Origin of the sequence: Variovorax sp. V93, from assembly GCF_041154485.1 — a bacterium.
GTDB classification, from domain to species: Bacteria; Pseudomonadota; Gammaproteobacteria; order Burkholderiales; family Burkholderiaceae_C; genus Variovorax; species Variovorax beijingensis_A.
In genome coordinates this window covers 2747265-2763515 of the sequence record NZ_AP028669.1, presented here as the reverse complement: position 1 = coordinate 2763515, position 16251 = coordinate 2747265, and the positions used below count along the sequence as shown (strand labels likewise).

At 69.4% G+C, this 16251-nt stretch carries 16 protein-coding genes; 12 read left to right on the top strand and 4 right to left on the bottom strand.

Annotated elements, in window-relative coordinates:
• Window positions 1-60 precede the first annotated feature (60 nt).
• Both ACAM54_RS13090 and ACAM54_RS13085 read left to right on the top strand, forming a co-directional pair.
• Window positions 61-2403: a helicase C-terminal domain-containing protein gene (locus tag ACAM54_RS13090; protein ID WP_369647846.1), complete on the top strand. Its 2343-nt coding sequence runs from the start codon at window positions 61-63 to the stop codon at window positions 2401-2403.
• Window positions 2390-2998 carry an alpha-ketoglutarate-dependent dioxygenase AlkB gene (locus tag ACAM54_RS13085; protein ID WP_369647845.1) on the top strand — a complete coding sequence of 203 codons (609 nt, stop codon included), beginning with the start codon at window positions 2390-2392 and terminating at the stop codon, window positions 2996-2998. Before ACAM54_RS13090 ends, ACAM54_RS13085 begins: the two co-directional genes overlap by 14 nt.
• Here the strand turns inward: ACAM54_RS13085 and ACAM54_RS13080 are convergent.
• Together ACAM54_RS13080 and ACAM54_RS13075 are read right to left on the bottom strand one after the other, a co-directional pair.
• Window positions 2962-3675 carry a UdgX family uracil-DNA binding protein gene (locus tag ACAM54_RS13080; RefSeq protein WP_369647844.1) on the bottom strand — a complete coding sequence of 238 codons (714 nt, stop codon included), beginning with the start codon at window positions 3673-3675 and terminating at the stop codon, window positions 2962-2964. The two genes, ACAM54_RS13085 and ACAM54_RS13080, sit on opposite strands and share 37 nt — an antisense overlap.
• A 44-nt stretch (window positions 3676-3719) precedes the next feature.
• Window positions 3720-3917 (bottom strand): hypothetical protein, encoded by a 198-nt coding sequence (locus ACAM54_RS13075; protein ID WP_145747357.1) that lies wholly within the window; start codon window positions 3915-3917, stop codon window positions 3720-3722.
• A gap of 425 nt (window positions 3918-4342) precedes the next feature.
• Between ACAM54_RS13075 and bioA the strand changes: the two genes are divergently transcribed.
• From bioA to bioD, 3 genes are read left to right on the top strand one after another with little or no spacing between them, the layout of a single operon-like run.
• Window positions 4343-5755, top strand: a complete 1413-nt coding sequence (bioA, locus tag ACAM54_RS13070) for an adenosylmethionine--8-amino-7-oxononanoate transaminase (RefSeq protein ID WP_369647843.1) — start codon at window positions 4343-4345, stop codon at window positions 5753-5755.
• Window positions 5739-6971 carry an 8-amino-7-oxononanoate synthase gene (gene bioF, locus ACAM54_RS13065; protein ID WP_369647842.1) on the top strand — a complete coding sequence of 411 codons (1233 nt, stop codon included), beginning with the start codon at window positions 5739-5741 and terminating at the stop codon, window positions 6969-6971. Before bioA ends, bioF begins: the two co-directional genes overlap by 17 nt.
• On the top strand, window positions 6968-7714 hold the full coding sequence (gene bioD, locus ACAM54_RS13060) for a dethiobiotin synthase (RefSeq protein WP_369651877.1): 747 nt from the start codon (window positions 6968-6970) through the stop codon (window positions 7712-7714). Before bioF ends, bioD begins: the two co-directional genes overlap by 4 nt.
• Here the strand turns inward: bioD and ACAM54_RS13055 are convergent.
• Window positions 7697-8746 (bottom strand): aldo/keto reductase, encoded by a 1050-nt coding sequence (locus ACAM54_RS13055; RefSeq protein WP_369647840.1) that lies wholly within the window; start codon window positions 8744-8746, stop codon window positions 7697-7699. The two genes, bioD and ACAM54_RS13055, sit on opposite strands and share 18 nt — an antisense overlap.
• Window positions 8747-8983: 237 nt before the next feature.
• On the opposite strand from ACAM54_RS13055, the gene ACAM54_RS13050 reads away from it, so the two are divergent.
• Window positions 8984-9976, top strand: coding sequence for an AraC family transcriptional regulator N-terminal domain-containing protein (locus ACAM54_RS13050; RefSeq protein WP_369647839.1), 993 nt, complete (start codon window positions 8984-8986; stop codon window positions 9974-9976).
• Between the two features lie 18 nt (window positions 9977-9994).
• Here the strand turns inward: ACAM54_RS13050 and ACAM54_RS13045 are convergent, their stop codons facing one another.
• Window positions 9995-10438, bottom strand: a complete 444-nt coding sequence (locus ACAM54_RS13045; protein ID WP_145747351.1) for a universal stress protein — start codon at window positions 10436-10438, stop codon at window positions 9995-9997.
• Window positions 10439-10542: 104 nt separating this feature from the next.
• Here ACAM54_RS13045 and ACAM54_RS13040 point away from each other — a divergent pair, with 104 nt between their 5' ends.
• The 6 genes from ACAM54_RS13040 (at window position 10543) to ccoP (ending at window position 16236) form a co-directional block, all read left to right on the top strand.
• The gene (locus ACAM54_RS13040) at window positions 10543-12870 is read left to right on the top strand and encodes a heavy metal translocating P-type ATPase (protein ID WP_369647838.1); all 2328 of its coding nucleotides are present in this window, start codon (window positions 10543-10545) and stop codon (window positions 12868-12870) included.
• On the top strand, window positions 12870-13007 hold the full coding sequence (gene ccoS, locus ACAM54_RS13035; protein WP_012747919.1) for a cbb3-type cytochrome oxidase assembly protein CcoS: 138 nt from the start codon (window positions 12870-12872) through the stop codon (window positions 13005-13007). The genes ACAM54_RS13040 and ccoS overlap by 1 nt, the downstream gene beginning before the upstream one ends.
• A 65-nt stretch (window positions 13008-13072) precedes the next feature.
• The gene (ccoN, locus tag ACAM54_RS13030) at window positions 13073-14512 is read left to right on the top strand and encodes a cytochrome-c oxidase, cbb3-type subunit I (protein ID WP_192323878.1); all 1440 of its coding nucleotides are present in this window, start codon (window positions 13073-13075) and stop codon (window positions 14510-14512) included.
• 9 nt (window positions 14513-14521) lie between these two features.
• The gene (gene ccoO, locus ACAM54_RS13025) at window positions 14522-15151 is read left to right on the top strand and encodes a cytochrome-c oxidase, cbb3-type subunit II (protein ID WP_369647837.1); all 630 of its coding nucleotides are present in this window, start codon (window positions 14522-14524) and stop codon (window positions 15149-15151) included.
• Window positions 15152-15164: 13 nt separating this feature from the next.
• A complete protein-coding gene (locus ACAM54_RS13020) occupies window positions 15165-15305 on the top strand; it encodes a CcoQ/FixQ family Cbb3-type cytochrome c oxidase assembly chaperone (protein WP_012747922.1) in 141 nt (46 codons plus the stop codon).
• A gap of 19 nt (window positions 15306-15324) precedes the next feature.
• Entirely contained in the window at window positions 15325-16236 is a 912-nt protein-coding gene (gene ccoP, locus ACAM54_RS13015) for a cytochrome-c oxidase, cbb3-type subunit III (protein ID WP_369647836.1), read from the top strand.
• The last annotated feature ends 15 nt before the right edge of the window (window positions 16237-16251 follow it).

Here is a 16251-nt window from a genome sequence, read left to right as displayed (position 1 = left end):
GCTTTTGGCGCGCGTGGGCAGGCGCGGCCTCGCTATACTGTTGTTTTGTACAGCATCAGCGTGACCACGGATCTTCCTCCAAAGTCGCCGGCACCGGCGCCCGATGCTCGCACCGTCTCCGTGAAGGCCCTGTGCGCCTTCGGTGCCAAGGCCGGCGACCTCGACCTGCGTTTCGTGCCTGCGCCCAGCGCGCTCGAAGGCATGGCCGGCCACGCGCTGGTGCAAGGCCGGCGTGGCGACGGCTACGAGAGCGAAGTGCCGCTGCGCTCGCAATGCGGCGCGCTCACAGTTCGCGGCCGTGCCGACGGGCACGACCCGAGCGAACCCCGCGTCGAGGAAATCAAGACCTTCCGCGGGGACTTCGATGCCATCCGCGGCAACCACCGGGCGCTGCACTGGGCCCAGGCCCGCTGCTACGGCTGGATGCTCTGCGAGATGCACGGCTACGAGCACATCACCGTGGCGCTGGTGTACCTGGACCTCGGCACCGGCGAGGAAACCGTGCTGGAAGAGCCGCACGCGCGGGCCGAGCTGCAGGCGCATTTCGGGCTTCTGTGCGCGCGCTACAGCGCCTGGGCGCAGAGCGAGGCCGCGCACCATGCGGCGCTCGGCCGGGCGCTCGGCCAGCTGGCGTTTCCGCATGGCTCGTTCCGGCCCGGCCAGCGCGAACTGGCCGAGGCCGTCTATCGCGCCGCCGTCAACGCGCGCTGCCTGATGGCGCAGGCGCCCACCGGCATCGGCAAGACGCTGGCCACCATCTTTCCGCTGCTGAAGGCGCGGGCCGCGCGCAGGATCGACAAGATCTTCTTTCTGACCGCCAAGACCTCGGGCCGGGCCGTGGCGCTGGAGGCCGTCGGCGTGCTGGGCAAGGACTGCGCGCAGGTGCGGGTGCTCGAGCTCACCGCGCGCGAAAAAGTCTGCGAATACCCCGACCGGGCCTGCAACGGCGATGCCTGCCCGCTCGCCAAGGGCTTCTACGACCGCCTGCCCGCCGCGCGCGAAGAAGCCGCGCAGGCCGCCAGGCTCGACCGGCAGGCGCTGCGAAGAATTGCGCTGGCGCACACCGTGTGCCCTTATTTCCTCGCGCAGGAAATGGCGCACTGGTGCGACCTGATCGTGGGCGACTACAACTACTACTTCGATGGCAGCGCCTTTCTCTACGCCACCATGAAGGACGCCGAATGGCGCGCGGCGGTGCTGGTGGACGAGGCGCACAACCTGCTGGAGCGCGCGCGCGGCATGTACACCGCGCGGCTCGACGGCCTGGCGCTGGAAGACGCGCACCGCGTGGCGCCCGCCTCGGTGCGCGGCGCGCTCGGCCGGCTGTACCGCGAATGGGACACGGTGCAGCAGGCACAGACCGAACCCTACGACACGGCCGACGAGATTCCCGATCGCTTCGCTCGCACGCTGCAGGCCGCCAACACGGCCATGGGCGAGTACTTCGCGGCCACGCCCGACGCGGCGCAAGGTCCGCTGCAGCGCTTCTTCTTCGATGCGCTGCAGTTTGCCCGGCTGGCCGATGCCTTCGACGACCACTCGATCTTCGAGCGCACGCTGGGCCCTGCGCACGACCATCAGCAGCGCAGCCTCGCGATCCGCAACCTGGTGCCGGCGCCATTCCTCGAGCCGCGCTTCGCGGATGCCGCATCGGTCACCTGTTTTTCCGGCACCTTGTCGCCCTTCGAGTTCTACCGCGACGCGCTGGGGCTGCCGCCGGAGACCATGCTGCTCGATGTGGCCTCGCCATTCCGCAGCCAGCAGCTGCACGTGGAGGTGGCCATGAACGTGTCGACGCGTTTTCGCGACCGCGCGGGCTCGCTCGCTCGCGTGGCCGGGATCATCGGCGACCAGTTCGAGCGCATGCCGGGCAACTACCTCGCGTTCTTCAGCAGCTTCGACTACCTTGAAAAAGCCTGCGCGGCCTTCCTGGCCAGGCACCCTGGCGTGCCCGTGTGGGCCCAGACGCGCGGCATGGCCGAGGCCGATCGCCACGGCTTTCTCGCGCGCTTCGAGGAGGGCGGCCAGGGCATCGGCTTTGCCGTGCTCGGCGGCGCATTCGGCGAAGGCATCGACCTGCCCGGCAGCCGGCTGATCGGCGCCTTTGTGGCAAGCCTCGGCCTGCCGCAGCACAACGCGCTCAACGAGATCACGCGCGAGCGCATGCAGGCGCGCTTCGGCAAGGGCTACGAATACACCTACCTCTATCCGGGCCTGCAGAAAGTGGTGCAGGCGGCCGGCCGCGTCATCCGCACCGAGCAGGACAGCGGCGTGCTGCACCTGCTGGACGACCGCTTCGCGCGCGCCGAGATCCGGCAGCTGCTGCCGCCCTGGTGGGAGCTGCACCTGGGCGGGCCGGCGCATGCCGATGAAGGGGAGGATTTCTTCGATGCGCTCCGCTAGGCACATCCAGCTCGCCGACGAGCCCGACCTGTTCGGCGAGGCGCCCGCGGCCGCCATCGAAGGCCTGCGCTACGAGCGCGAATTCCTCACCCGCACCGAGGAAGCCGAGCTGCTGCACCTCGTGCAGGGCTTCGAGCTGCGCGAGATGCGCTACAAGGCATACACCGCGCGCCGCCGCGGCATCAGCTTTGGCGGCAGCTACGACTTCGACAAGCACCAGCTGCGTCCGGGCACGGCCATGCCGCCCGCGCTCCACCCGCTGCGTGCGCGGGTGGCGGCATGGATGGGCATGGCGCCCGACGATTTCGCCCATGTGCTGATCTCCGAATACCGGCCCGGCACGCCGCTCGGCTGGCACCGCGACGTGCCGGACTTCGAGGACATAGTGGGGGTTTCGCTGCGCAGCAGCGCGGTGATGCAGCTGCGGCCCTATCCACCGGCCAGCGCCACCGCGCCCGCCAGCCTCCAGCTGCTGATCGAGCCGCGCTCCATCTACATGCTGCGCGGCGAAGCGCGCTGGGCCTGGCAGCACAGCATCGCGCCGACCGAGGCGCTGCGCTATTCCATCACCATGCGCACGCGGCGCCGCGCATGACTCGCGGCGGGCCTGGCCGCGGACTTTTCCGCGGCGGCCTGTTTTTCGGCCGAGCGCCTGGCCCGGGCTTTCTTCATCAGCTCCGAAGCCACCGACAGGTCCTTGAGCCAGGCTTCCCAGGCTGCTTCGCGCTGCAGCGGATCGCCGCGCAGCAGGGCGGAGGGATGCAGCGTGACCAGCACGCGGCGGCCTGTCTGCGCATTCTCTATCCAGTGGCCGCGCTCCTTCATCACCGCGACCGGTCGGCCGAGCAGCGAGCGCGCGGCCGTGCCGCCGAGCGCGATGCAGGCGCGCGGCTGCACGAGTTCGATCTCGCTTTCGAGCCAGTGGTGGCAGGCTTCCACCTCGCGCTGGCCCGGGGTCTTGTGCATGCGGCGCTTGCCGCGCGGCTCGTACTTGAAATGCTTCACCGCATTGGTCACGTAGAGCTTCTCGCGCGACCAGCCGAGCTCGGCCACCGCACGGTCGAACAGCTTGCCGGCCGGGCCCACGAAGGGGCGGCCGACCAGGTCTTCCTTGTCGCCCGACTGCTCGCCCACCACCATCAGCGCCGCGCCAACCGGGCCTTCACCGAACACCGACTGGGTTGCATGCGCGCCCAGCGGGCATTCGCGGCAGGCGTCGGTCGCGATGCTGAGGGCCTTCAGCGCTGCCGTGGCCTCGTTGCGCTGGGACATGGGCCGGCTCCGGTGCGCCGTTGGGGTTCAAGCGGCCACCACCCTCAATGCGTGGAACCGCCGCCACCGCCGCGCCGCGACTGGCTCTGGTTGCTGCCGCCGATGTGGCTTTCGCGGTCGTGGCGGCTCTCGGTGGTGCGGCGCGGCTCGTTGCGCGGTGTCGGGCTCTGGTGGCCGGCCTTGTTGTGCTGGGGAGGCAACGAACCACGCTCGTCGGGCGTGTTGGGGTTCGTCTTGGACATGGGCTGCTCCTTCGAATGAATGGATGGTTGGACATTTATTTGTCCGCGCCGCGCATGCCCGCTGGTGTCGGAATTGGCCCACCGCGGGCGTCGTCCAAGCCTCATGCGCGGGCACGGCGGGGCCGGGGATTTGCCAATAGCCGATATCTGCCATTCGGCTGTCCGATCCGGAGATTCACCACCTCGATCGGGGTGAGAACTCGATACTCCGCGGAAATCTTTGTCGCCCCCAAGACAACTTGCAATGGCTTCCGGGGCCGGCCTCTGCACATCAAGCGGCCCGGTTGCACGAGGTTGATCCGAACGGGTGTTCTATCCCGGCCAACGTCGCTCAAGTGCCTGCATTTCGATGCCCGCACCGGCGGTTTGCCGTGCCGGACCTGCACCGATACGATCCCGCGCCTTGCCCCCAAAGGAATGCGCGGATGCCGCCAACGATTGCTTCTCCCTCGACGCCTGCCGCGTCCAAAAACGCCGGCTGGCAGCAGCGCAGCCGGCGCCACGTCTGGCATCCGTGCACGCAGAGCATCCGGCTCGAAGCCGTGCCGCCGCTGCCGATCGCGCGGGGCGAGGGCGTCTGGCTGTTCGACCACGACGGACGCCGCTACCTCGACGCGACGAGCTCGTGGTGGGTCAATCTCTTCGGCCATGCGCACCCGGCCATCAACGCCGCTCTCAAGGACCAGCTCGACACGCTCTCGCATGTGATGCTCGCGGGCTGTACGCATGCGCCGGCCGTCGAGCTGGCCGAGCGGCTCGCCGCGCTGACGGGCCATGCGCTGGGCCACTGCTTCTATGCCTCGGACGGCGCCTCGGCCGTGGAGATCGCGTTGAAGATGAGCTTTCATGCATGGCGCAATGCAGGCCGAAGCGGCAAGCAGGACTTCGTCGCGCTGCGCTGGGGCTATCACGGCGAAACGCTGGGCGCGCTGCATGTGACCGACGTGCCGGTGTTCCGCGACGCCTACGCGCCGCTGCTCGCGAATGCGCACCTCGTGGCATCGCCCGACGCCCGGGCCGCGCAGCCGGGCGAAGACGCCGTCGCCGTGGCGCGCCGCGCCGCGGCCGAACTCGAAGCGCTGCTGGCGAAAAGGCATGCATCGATCGCTGCCGTGATCGTCGAGCCGCTGGTGCAATGCGCCACCGGCATGGCGATGCACGACCCCGACTACCTGCGGCTCGTGCGCGCGCTGTGTGACCGCTACGGCGTGCACCTCATCGCCGACGAGATTGCGGTGGGCTGCGGGCGCACCGGCAGCTTCTTCGCGTGCGAGCAGGCCGGCATCTGGCCGGATTTTCTGTGCCTTTCCAAGGGCATCAGCGGCGGCTACCTGCCGCTGGCGCTGGTGATGACGCGCGATGCGATCTACCAGGGCTTCGTCGACGACGACGTGGCGCGCAGCTTCCTGCATTCCCATTCCTACACCGGCAACGCGCTGGCCTGCCGCGCGGCGCTCGCGACGCTCGACCTGTTCGAGCGCGAGGACGCGCTGCGCCGCAACCGCGCCCGTGCCGAACGGTTGATCGACCGGTTGCGCGAGGGGCTTCACGGCGTGCCCGTCGAGCATCTGCGCCAGCGCGGAATGATCACGGCCTTCGACGTGCGCGAGCCCGGCGCCCGATTCGCGGAGCGCTTTCACCTTGCCGCACGAGCGAACGGACTGCTGATGCGTCCCATCGGTGCGACCGTCTACCTCATGCCGCCGTATGCGATCGGCGACGACGAGATCGACCTGCTGGTCGACGGCACGCTGGCCACGCTGCAGGCCGTGGCCGCCTCCGCCCATGCAGACCACGCAAATCACGTAGAAGGAAGCCACGATGCCGCGCTTGCTTGAACGCCTGCAGGACGAGATCGCCGCGCTCGACGCGCAGTCGATGCGCCGCCGCCGGCAGATCGCCGAAACCGCCTGCGCCCCCGGGCAATCGCTGACGCTGGCCGGCGCGAGCGCGCCGCGCACCATGCTCGGCTTCAGCAGCAACGACTACCTCGGCCTCGCCGCGCATCCGGCACTGGCCGCCGCACTGGCCGAAGGCGCGGCACGCTACGGCACGGGCAGCGGCGGGTCGCACCTGATCCTCGGCCACTCGCGCGCGCATGCCGAACTCGAGGAGCGGCTGGCCGGCTGGATGGCGCCGTTCATCCCGGAGGCGCAAAGCCTGTTCTTCTGCACGGGCTACATGGCCAACCTCGCAGTGCTGTCGGCGCTCGGCGGCGCGGAGGCGGTGATCTTTTCGGAGTCGCTGAATCACGCGTCGCTGATCGACGGGGCGCGGCTGGCCAAGGCGCGGGTCGAGCGCTATCCGCATTGCGGCGTGGCCGCGCTCGATGCGCAGCTCGGCGCCTGCGATGCGCCGGTCAAGCTGATCGTGAGCGATGCGGTCTTCAGCATGGACGGCAACATCGCGCCCGTGGCCGAGCTGCTCGCGCTGGCCGAGCGCCACGACGCCTGGCTGGTGCTGGACGACGCGCACGGCTTCGGCGTGCTGGGCGCCACGGGCCGCGGCGTGCTGCAGGCCATGGAGCTGCGCTCGGAGCGGCTGGTGCTCGTCGGCACGCTCGGCAAGGCGGCCGGGGTGTCGGGCGCTTTCGTGGCGGCGCACCGCACCGTGATCGACTACCTCGTGCAGCGCGCGCGGCCGTACATCTTCACCACCGCCGCGCCGCCGGCCATCGCGCATGCGCTGCTCGCGAGCCTGGCGCTGATCGAGGGCGAAGAAGGCGACGTGCGCCGCGCCCATTTGCATGCGCGCATCGCCCAGCTGCGCCGCGGCCTCGAGGCGATCCTGCCGGCGGACGGCAGCGCCTGGCTGCCCGATTCGCCGACCGCGATCCAGCCGCTGATCGTCGGCGACAACGCACGCGCGATGCAGACGATGGCGCAGCTCGATGCCCGCGGCCTGCGCGTCGGTGCGATTCGCCCGCCAACCGTGCCCGCCGGCACCGCACGGCTGCGGATCACGCTGTCGGCCAGCCATTCGGAGGACGACGTGGCACGGCTGCTCGACGCCTTGGGTGAAGCATTGGCGCAGCCGTGGAAGAAAGCCGCATGAGCGCCGCGCCGGGTGCACCCATGACACACCGCCGCTGGTTCGTCACGGGCACCGATACGGGCGTCGGCAAGACGCTGGCCAGCGGCGCAATGCTGAGCCTGCTGGCCGCATCGGGCCTGCGCGCGGTGGGCATGAAGCCGGTGGCCGCGGGGCTGGAACTCATCGATGGCGCCTGGCGCAACGAGGACGTCGAGCAGCTGCGCGCGGCCGGCAACGTCGATGCGCCCCTGGCCCTGCGCTGCCCGTACCTGCTGCGTGCGCCGATGTCGCCGCATCTTGCGGCGCGCGAAGAGGGCGCGCGCATCGAACTGCCGCCGCTGCTGTCGGCCTTCGCGGCGTTGTCGCAGTGCGCCGACGCGGTGGTGGTCGAAGGCGTGGGCGGCTTCTGCGTGCCGTTCGGCGACGACATCGACAGCGCCGACCTGGCCGTGGCGCTGGGACTGCCGGTGATCCTGGTGGTCGGGCTGCGCCTGGGCTGCCTGAACCATGCGCTGCTCACGGCTGAAGCGATCCGCACGCGCGGGCTCATGCTGGCGGGGTGGATCGCGAGCACCATCGAGCCGGAGATGCTGGCACCCGAGGCCAATCTCCAGACGCTGCGCGACCGGCTCGGCGCGCCCTTGCTCGGCGTGGTGCCGCATATGGCCGAGCCCTGTGCGGCAAGCGCCGCGCGGCACCTCGACCTGCGCGCATTGCGCGCCACCGCGGCCCACGCTGCGCGCCGGTCAGCCGCGCTGGCCTGATTCGGCGAGGCGCTTCTCCCGCGCGCCGCCCTGGCGCTCGAGCATCCAGCCCGGGTACTCGGAGGGCAGGGCGCTCACCTTGCCGAGTGCGGCCAGCTCATCGGCGGAAAGCCGGATCGCGGTGGCGGCAATGTTGTCGTCCAGCTGCGCGACGCGCTTGGCGCCGACGATCACGCTGGTCACCACCGGCTGGTGCAGCAGCCACGCGAGCGCGATCTGCGCCACCGACACCTTGCGCGCTTCGGCCAGCTGGCGCATCACGTCGATGCAGTCGTAGGCGCGCTCGACGTTCACCGGCGGAAAGTCGAAGCTGGCGCGGCGGCTGCCTTTCTCGGCTTCGGTGCCGCGCCCGTACTTGCCGCTCAAGAGGCCGCCCGCCAGCGGGCTCCAGACCATCAGGCCGAGGCTTTCGCTCTGCAGCATCGGCGCCAGTTCGCGCTCCAGGTCGCGGCCCGCGATGGTGTAGTAGGCTTGCAGCGATTCGAAGCGCGCGAGCCCCTGGCGTTCGGCGATGCCCAGCGCCTTCATGATCTGCCAGGCCGCCCAGTTGGAAACGCCCACGTAGCGCACGTGGCCCTGCTGCACCAGGTTGTCCAGCGCGCGCACGGTTTCCTCGATGGGCGTGACCGGGTCGAAGCCGTGGATCTGGTAGAGGTCGATGTGGTCCAGCTGCAGGCGCCTGAGGCTGGCCTTCACGCCGTCCATGATGTGGTAGCGCGAGGCGCCGGCCGCATTGGCGGTCTTGCCGGTTTCGCCGAACACCTTGGTGGCGACCACGACGTTTTCGCGCGGCACCTTGAGGTTCTTCAGCGCCTGGCCGGTGATGGTTTCCGACAGGCCTTCGGAGTACACGTCGGCGGTGTCGATGAAGTTGATGCCGGCGTCGAGTGCGCGGCCGACCAGGCCTTCCGCCTCGGACTGCTGGAGGTTGCCGATCTGGCCCCAGATGCCGCTGGAGCCGCCGAAGGTCATGGTGCCGAGGCAGAGTTCGGAAACGAACAGGCCGGTGCGGCCGAATTTGCGGTACTGCATGAGAGATGTCCTTTGGGTGGGTGGCGCGAGAAGAGGGCCGGAAGGCCCCGGCCGTCCGCAAAAGTATCCGGCCGCGGCGCCGGGCATGGCGAGCGCGTTCCTGCAAAGTCCTTGCCTATTTCTCCAGACCTCCTGCGCGGGCCGTGCAGATTCGTTGGCGTGGCGCTAAGCTTTGAACCACCCGATCCTCCACGCCGGCCGCCGCCGCGGCCCAACCCGTGACAAGGCCCCCCGAACATGCCCCAAGACACATCCGAAATCGCTGCCGCCATCGCCCAGCCGATGCCGCTGGAGCCCGAACTCGACGAAGCCAGGAAGGAACTGGTCGCGCTGATCAACCGCATCACGCGCGGCCAGGACGGCACCGTGGAAACGCCGGTGGCCGGCCTGCAGGTGTTCTGCATCAGCAAGCCCGACGGCCCCAAGCACGCCTTCGCGACACCGGCGCTCGGGCTGATCGCGCAGGGCTCCAAGCGGATCATCGTGGGCGACGACATCTATGTGTACGACCCCATGCACTACCTGGTGACCTCGGTCGACCTGCCGGTGTGCGGCCAGGTGCGCCTGACGAGCGACAACGAGCCTTACCTCGGGCTGCGGCTGGAGCTCGCGATCGACGAGATCGGCAAGCTCATCGGCGACGAGAAGCTGCCCGCGAAGGCCAACGCGCCCGCCTCGCGCGGCATGTACGTCAACCGCATCGGCATGCCGGTGCTGGAGCCGGTGCTGCGGCTGCTGCGGCTGGTCGAGTCGCCCGAGGACGTGCCGATCATGGCGCCGCTCATCAAGCGCGAGATCATGTACCGCCTGCTGGTGAACGGAGAGGGCGCGCGGCTGCGGCAGATCGCGCTGCAGGACAGCCACACCCAGCGCATCGCCAAGGCGATCAGCGCGCTGCGCATCAACTATTCGCAGTCGCTGCGGATCGAGGACATGGCGCGCGCGGTGCACATGAGCGTGTCGTCGTTCCACCATCACTTCAAGGCCGTGACGGCCATGAGCCCGCTGCAGTACCAGAAGCAGCTGCGCCTGCAGGAGGCGCGCCGCCAGATGCTGATGGCGGGCGTGGACGTGTCGAGCGCGGCGCACAGCGTGGGCTACGAGAGCCCGTCGCAGTTCGCGCGCGAGTACAGCCGCATGTTCGGCGCGCCGCCGCTGCGCGACAAGCGCCGCTGGCTCAGCGAAGCCGAGAACGACGCGCTCGGCGCGGGGTCGATGCAGGCCGCCTGAAGCAGGCCCGCCGGGCGGTCAGCGCAGCACCAGCACGGGCAGCGCGGAGTGCGTCAGCACGTGCTGCGTCTCGCTGCCCAGCAGCAGCCGCTTGATGCCCTTGCGGCCGTGCGAGGCCATGACGATCAGGTCGCACTTGTGCTTCTTCGCGGCGGCGACGATCGATTCGGCCACCAGGTCCGAATTGGCGATGGCCTTCTTCAACGGCACGCCGCTCGCCGCCGCGCGCGCCGCTACGCCGTCGAGCATGTCCTGCGCCTTGTCGGCCCATTGCTTTTCGACCCGGGCGATGTCTTCGGGCGAGAAGGACATCGCGCCGTCGAAGTAGCTCTTGGGGTAGCGCGGCACCACGGTGAGCGCCACGAGGTCGGCATCGTGCCGGCTCGCCAGGGCGATCGCACTCGTGACCGCTTTCTTCGAGAGTGTGGAGCCGTCGGTGGCCACGAGAATGCGCTTGTACATGGTTTTCTGTCCGGGGAGGTGTGCCGCGAGCTTAGGCCGCAGGCTGCTTTCGTCACTTGATGCAGATCAAACGGGAACGGGGGCCCGGCACTTAGCCTTGCCCGATGCAAGCTGCGCTCGCCCCCTTTTCCCCGGCCGCCGCGCTTCCACGGGCACCCCGTGAAGAGTGGCAGGCGCTCGACGATCCCGCCGAATGGCCTGCGTTCGGCCATGCGCTCGATGGCGGCGATGCCGGCACCGTGCGCTGGGAATCGCAGGTGGCGGTGGAAGGCATGCACTGCGCGGGCTGCGGCCTCGCCGTGGAGGCGGCGCTGCTGCGCGTGGCAGGCGTGCTCGAGGTCCAGGTGAACGCCGCGAGCCAGCGCGCCCGCGTGGTCTGGTCCGCCGCGCAGACGCGGCCTTCGCGCTGGTTCGAGGCCTGCGAAGCTGCCGGCTACCGGCTGGTGCCCGCCGCGGACAGCTCCGCGCGCGAGCGCCGTTCGCGCGAGTTGCGGCTCGCGCTCTGGCGCTGGCTGGTGTCGGGCTTCTGCATGATGCAGGTGATGATGTATGCCTACCCGGCCTACATCGCGCAGCCCGGCGAAATGACGCCGGACGCCGCGCAGCTGCTTCGCTGGGCCTCCTGGGTGCTGACGCTGCCGGTGCTGTTCTTCTCCTGCGGGCCGTTCTTTCGCAGTGCGTGGCGCGATCTTCGCCATGCACGCATCGGCATGGACGTGCCGGTTGCCTTCGGCATCGCCATCGCATTCGCGGTCAGCACCGCGGCCACCTTCGACAGCGCAGGCGCGCTGGGGCACGAGGTCTATTTCGACTCGCTCACCATGTTCGTGTTCTTCCTGCTCACGGGCCGCTGGCTTGAAGCGCGGCTGCGCGACCGCACGGCCGGCTCACTCGAGGCCGTGATGAACCGCCTGCCCGACAGCATCGAGCGCCTGGATGCCGCGGGCGGCTGGGAGCGTGTGGCGGTGCGGCGCCTGGCCGCGGGCGACGTGGTGCGGGTGCGGCCGGGCGAGGCCTTTCCGGCCGACGGCATGCTGATCGACGGCGGCACCAGCACCGACGAAGCGCTGCTGACTGGCGAATCCCGCCCGGTGGCGCGGGCGCGCGGCGAGCGCGTACTGGCGGGCAGCCACAACCTGTCGGCCACGGTGCAGGTGCGCATCGAATCGGTGGGCGAGGGCACGCGCTTTGCGCAGATCGTTCGGCTGATGGAAAGCGCCGCGCTGGGCAAGCCACGGCTGGCTCGGCTGGCCGACCGGATCGCACGGCCGTTCCTCGTGCTGGTGCTGCTGTCGGCCGGCAGCGCCGCGGCCTTCTGGTGGCCGGTCGATCCTGGCAAGGCATTGATGGTGGCGGTGGCGGTGCTGATCGTGACCTGCCCGTGCGCGCTGTCGCTCGCAACGCCGGCCGCCATGCTCGCGAGCGCGGGCGCACTGGCGCGCGGCGGCGTGCTGACGTCCAACCTGCAGGCGCTGGAGGCGCTGGCCTCGGTCGACACGGTGATCTTCGACAAGACGGGCACGCTGACCGGCGAGACGCCGCGCCTCGAACGCGTGTACTGCCGCCAGGGCTTGCGCCCCGGCGACGCGCTGGAGATCGGCGCCGCGCTGGGCGCGCACTCGCTGCATCCGGGCGCGCGGGCTCTCGTGAATGCGTGGAATGCGCAATTCCGCTCGCCGCCCGCCTGGGAAGTGGCGCAGCCGGCCGAGCTGGCCGGACTCGGGCTCGAAGGCCTGCTGCGCCGAAGCGGCGATGCGGGCGGGCCTGCGCGGCGCGTTCGGCTGGGCTCGGCGAGCCATTGCAATGTGGCACCGCTGCAGGTCGAGGCGCCGCAGGTGCACCTCAGCGACGAGCAGGGCTGGATCGCGAGCTTCGTGCTGGCCGAGGAACTGCGTCCGGACGCGGCCGCCGCGGTGGCGGCACTGCAGGCCGAAGGCGTCACGGTGCGCCTGCTGTCGGGCGACCGCGACAGCGCCGCACGCGAGATCGCCGCGCGCGCCGGCATCGAATTTGCGCAGGGCGGCTGCACGCCCGAAGACAAGCTCGAGGTCCTGTGGCGCCTGCAGGCCGAAGGCCGGCAGGTGGCGATGGTGGGCGACGGCCTGAACGACGGGCCTTCGCTGGCGCGCGCGAACGCCTCCTTCGCCTTCGGGCGCGCCGTGCCGCTGTCGCGCGCGCGGGCCGACTTCGTGGTGCCGGGCGATGCGCTCGCGGCCATTCCGCGCACCATCGCGCAGGCGCGGCGAACGCTGCGCGTGGTGCGGCAGAACCTCGCGTGGGCGGCCGGCTACAACGCGCTGTGCGTGCCGCTGGCCGTCATGGGCTGGCTGCCCGCCTGGCTGGCCGGGCTGGGCATGGCGGCGAGTTCGCTGGTGGTGGTGCTCAACGCGGCGCGGCTCGCGGCCCCCGCCGCGGGCAGGGCGGTGCGCTGATGGACATCCTCTTCCTGCTGATCCCGCTGTCGGTCGTGCTGGTGCTCGCCATCCTCGGCGGCCTCTGGTGGGCGATCGAGCGCGGCCAGTTCGAAGACATCGAGATCGAGGGCGACCGCATCCTGCGCGGCGATTGATCTGCATCAAACCCTCGGGAGGAGGGCGCGGGGACACTGCCCGCAGTCCATCAAGAGGCACCACGATGCAAGAACCCAATCCTCCCGCAGCGGTCTACGACGACACCGCCGTACGGCAGCTCGCCCTCATGTCCGTGGTCTGGGGCGTGGTCGGCATGCTGGTCGGCGTGATCATCGCCACCGAGCTCGCCTGGCCCGAATTCAGCCTCGGCATTCCGTGGCTCAGCTATGGGCGGCTGCGGCCGCTGCACACCAACGCGGTGATCTTTGCGTTCGGCGGCTGCGCGCTCATGGCCACCAGCTTCCACGTGGTGCAGCGCACCTGCCAGGTCCGGCTGTTCGCGCCGGCGCTCGCGTCGTTCGTGGTCTGGGGCTGGCAGGCCGTGATCGTGGCCGCCGCCATCAGCCTGCCGCTGGGCTACACCACGGGCAAGGAATACGCCGAGCTCGAATGGCCCATCGACATCCTGATTGCGGTGGTGTGGGTGGCCTACGCGGTGGTGTTCTTCGGCACCATCGGGATCCGGAAGGTGCGCCACATCTACGTGGCCAACTGGTTCTACGGCGCCTTCATCATCGCGGTGGCGCTGCTGCACATCGTCAACAGCGCCGAGATTCCGGCGGGCTGGATGAAGAGCTACTCGGCCTATGCCGGCGTGCAGGACGCGATGGTGCAGTGGTGGTACGGCCACAACGCGGTGGGCTTCTTTCTCACCGCGGGTTTCCTCGGAATGATGTACTACTACATCCCCAAGCAGGCCGGCCGGCCGGTGTATTCGTACCGGCTCTCGATCGTCCACTTCTGGGCGCTGATCTTCACCTACATGTGGGCCGGCCCGCACCACCTGCACTACACGGCGCTGCCGGACTGGACGCAGTCGCTGGGCATGGTGTTCTCGCTGATCCTGCTCGCGCCGAGCTGGGGCGGCATGATCAACGGCGTGATGACGCTCTCGGGCGCCTGGCACAAGCTGCGCACCGATCCGATCCTGCGCTTCCTGATCGTGGCGCTGTCGTTCTACGGCATGTCGACCTTCGAGGGCCCGATGATGTCGATCAAAACCGTCAATGCCCTGAGCCACTACACCGACTGGACCGTCGGCCACGTGCACTCCGGCGCGCTGGGCTGGGTGGGCTTCATCACGATGGGCTCGCTCTACTACCTGATTCCGCGCATGTACGGCCGCACTGCCATGTACAGCGTGAAGGCCATCGAGGCGCACTTCTGGATGGCCACCATCGGCATCGTGCTGTACATCGCCGCCATGTGGATCGCCGGCGTGATGCAGGGCCTGATGTGGCGCGCCGTGAACCCCGACGGCACGCTCACCTACACCTTCGTGGAGAGCGTGAAGGCCACCTTCCCGTTCTACGTGGTGCGGCTGTCCGGCGGCCTGCTGTACTTGGCAGGGATGCTGGTGATGGCGTGGAACGTGTGGATGACCGTCATCTCCGGGCGCTCCGTGAGGGCCGCCATCCCGCCCGTTGCCATTGCCCACGCCTGAGGAAGCGCCATGACGCAGAAGACCCCCTCCCAAAGCGGCTTCACCCATGAAAAGGTGGAGACCAACAACCTGCTGATGATCGTGCTGATTCTCGTGGTGGTCGCCATCGGCGGCATGGTCGAGATCGTGCCGCTGTTCTTCCAGAAGTCGACCACCGAGCCGATCCAGGGCCTGAAGCCGATCACCGCGCTGCAGCTGGCCGGCCGCGACGTCTACCTGCGCGAGGGCTGCTACAACTGCCATTCGCAGATGATCCGGCCGTTCCGCTCGGAGACGCTGCGCTACGGCCACTACTCGGTGGCCGGCGAGTTCGTCTATGACCATCCGTTCCAGTGGGGCAGCAAGCGCACCGGCCCCGACCTGCACCGCGTGGGCGGCAAGTACAGCGACGAGTGGCACCGCATCCACCTGAACAACCCGCGCGACCTGGTGCCCGAATCGAACATGCCGGCCTATGCCTGGCTGGACAGGACCCAGGTCGATGCCGACGCCATTCCGCGCCGCATGCGCGCGCTGCGCCAGGTCGGCGTGCCGTACACGGACGAGGAGATCGCCCGTTCCGCCGACGACGTGCGCGGCAAGACCGAGATGGACGCCACCGTGGCGTACCTGCAATCGCTGGGCCTCGCGCTCAAGTAGGGAGCACCGAACCATGATCGACATCACCACCTTGCGCGTCGCCGCCACCGTTTCCTGCTTTGTGCTTTTCCTCGGCATCGTGGCCTGGGCCTATGCCCGCCGCAATGCGCCGCGCTTCGAGGAAGCCGCGCAGCTGCCGTTCGAGCAGGACTGAAGAACAAAAGGGGCCCACGATGAGCGATTTCGTCAACAACTTCTGGTCCAACTACATTGCCGCCGGCACGGTGCTGAGCATCCTCGGATGCATGCTGCTGCTGTGGCTCACGGCCCGCAAGCGCGTGCCGTCCGATGCGGACAACACCACCGGCCACGTCTGGGACGAGGACCTGCGCGAAGCCAACAATCCGCTGCCCATGTGGTGGATCGGCCTCTTCGTGCTCACCATCTTCTTCGCGGTGGGCTACCTGGTGGTCTTTCCCGGCCTGGGCAGCTTCGCCGGCCAGGCGAACTGGAGCACCAGGACCGAGTACGACGAGGACGTCGCCAAGGCCACCAAGGCGCTGGCGCCCGTCTATGCGGGCTACGCCGCCATGCCGCTGGAGGACATTGCGCGCGAGCCCAAGGCCATGGCCATCGGCGAGCGCCTGTTCATGAACAACTGTTCCCAGTGCCATGGCTCCGATGCGCGCGGCAGCAAGGGATTTCCCAACCTGACCGACAAGGACTGGCTGCACGGCGGCACGCCCGAGAAGATCGTCGAGACCATCACCAAGGGCCGCGTCGGCACGATGCCGCCGATGGCGGCGGCGGTGGGCTCGCAGGACGACGTCAAGAACCTGGCGAACTATGTGCTGAGCCTTTCGGGCGCGCCGCACGACTCGGTGCGCGCCGGCCTCGGCAAGTCGAAGTTCACGGTGTGCGCTGCCTGCCACGGCATCGGCGGCGTGGGCAACCAGGCCGTGGGCGCCCCCAACCTCAGCGACAAGATCTGGCTGCACGGCTACGGCGAGGCCGCCATCGTGCAGATGGTCAACGCCGGCAAGCACAGCGAGATGCCCGCGCAGGAGGGTCGGCTCACGGAGGCCCAGATCAAGCTGCTCGCGTCCTATGTCTGGGGTTTCTCCAACCCTGCCACCGGGCCCTGACACCGACCGGCCGTC

What these genes read in the sequence shown, in the direction of transcription:
- ACAM54_RS13085 (WP_369647845.1), top strand. Translation starts at nt 2,390, where the DNA reads ATGCGCTCCGCTAGGCACATCCAGCTCGCCGACGAGCCCGACCTGTTC.
- ACAM54_RS13080 (WP_369647844.1), bottom strand. Translation starts at nt 3,675, where the DNA reads ATGTCCCAGCGCAACGAGGCCACGGCAGCGCTGAAGGCCCTCAGCATC.
- ACAM54_RS13075 (WP_145747357.1), bottom strand. Translation starts at nt 3,917, where the DNA reads ATGTCCAAGACGAACCCCAACACGCCCGACGAGCGTGGTTCGTTGCCT.
- bioA (WP_369647843.1), top strand. Translation starts at nt 4,343, where the DNA reads ATGCCGCCAACGATTGCTTCTCCCTCGACGCCTGCCGCGTCCAAAAAC.
- bioF (WP_369647842.1), top strand. Translation starts at nt 5,739, where the DNA reads ATGCCGCGCTTGCTTGAACGCCTGCAGGACGAGATCGCCGCGCTCGAC.
- bioD (WP_369651877.1), top strand. Translation starts at nt 6,968, where the DNA reads ATGAGCGCCGCGCCGGGTGCACCCATGACACACCGCCGCTGGTTCGTC.
- ACAM54_RS13055 (WP_369647840.1), bottom strand. Translation starts at nt 8,746, where the DNA reads ATGCAGTACCGCAAATTCGGCCGCACCGGCCTGTTCGTTTCCGAACTC.
- ACAM54_RS13050 (WP_369647839.1), top strand. Translation starts at nt 8,984, where the DNA reads ATGCCCCAAGACACATCCGAAATCGCTGCCGCCATCGCCCAGCCGATG.
- ACAM54_RS13045 (WP_145747351.1), bottom strand. Translation starts at nt 10,438, where the DNA reads ATGTACAAGCGCATTCTCGTGGCCACCGACGGCTCCACACTCTCGAAG.
- ACAM54_RS13040 (WP_369647838.1), top strand. Translation starts at nt 10,543, where the DNA reads ATGCAAGCTGCGCTCGCCCCCTTTTCCCCGGCCGCCGCGCTTCCACGG.
- ccoS (WP_012747919.1), top strand. Translation starts at nt 12,870, where the DNA reads ATGGACATCCTCTTCCTGCTGATCCCGCTGTCGGTCGTGCTGGTGCTC.
- ccoN (WP_192323878.1), top strand. Translation starts at nt 13,073, where the DNA reads ATGCAAGAACCCAATCCTCCCGCAGCGGTCTACGACGACACCGCCGTA.
- ccoO (WP_369647837.1), top strand. Translation starts at nt 14,522, where the DNA reads ATGACGCAGAAGACCCCCTCCCAAAGCGGCTTCACCCATGAAAAGGTG.
- ACAM54_RS13020 (WP_012747922.1), top strand. Translation starts at nt 15,165, where the DNA reads ATGATCGACATCACCACCTTGCGCGTCGCCGCCACCGTTTCCTGCTTT.
- ccoP (WP_369647836.1), top strand. Translation starts at nt 15,325, where the DNA reads ATGAGCGATTTCGTCAACAACTTCTGGTCCAACTACATTGCCGCCGGC.